The organism is Oleiphilus sp. HI0086, assembly GCF_001635225.1.
Genome location: NZ_LWFZ01000258.1, coordinates 1 through 516 on the forward strand (window position 1 = coordinate 1; position 516 = coordinate 516).

Annotated in this window: 1 protein-coding gene; it reads right to left on the minus strand. The window is 41.3% G+C overall.

What is annotated here, in order from left to right; all coding sequences use genetic code 11:
• Positions 1-124: 124 nt before the first annotated feature.
• The gene (locus tag A3756_RS03370; RefSeq protein ID WP_068510496.1) at positions 125-454 is read right to left on the minus strand and encodes an immunity protein YezG family protein; all 330 of its coding nucleotides are present in this window, start codon (positions 452-454) and stop codon (positions 125-127) included.
• Between the last annotated feature and the right edge of the window lie 62 nt (positions 455-516).

Consider the following 516-nt stretch of genomic DNA (forward strand, 5'->3'; position numbering starts at 1 on the left):
GCGCACTACGCATCAATAAATATAACGCCCAGCTCACCGGAGGAGCAAAATTGGCGTGACTTTTTGCTCCAGCAAAAAGCGCGACACATTTTGCGGAGTCCGGTGGAGCTGCTTGTTATAGCTTTTATTGGTATTCAAATTTGGTTTTAGCCTCACCAGTTTCATTTATAGTTAGTGTAAATGACTTCCAATCACCGCCAGTATGCGATTTCATAACTGAGTGAAGCTTAGGCACAACGGTATAGAGCCGCTCTCTTTCAGGTTTTACAAGTGCCTTTGAGACCCTTTTACCATCAATTACATAACTAAATTTGGATCCTATTGAACTACTACCATCTTCTGAAGTGTGATATTTAAACTCACACGAAAGAGATTCATACCCTAGCTCACTGCTTATCATCATGAGTTCGCTCAACTCATTCAATAGTGATACTTGCTCATCCATAATATTCATAAATCACCATTCCTGCTATAACGCCCGGCTCACCGAGGAAATTTTATTGGCGGCTTTTTTGG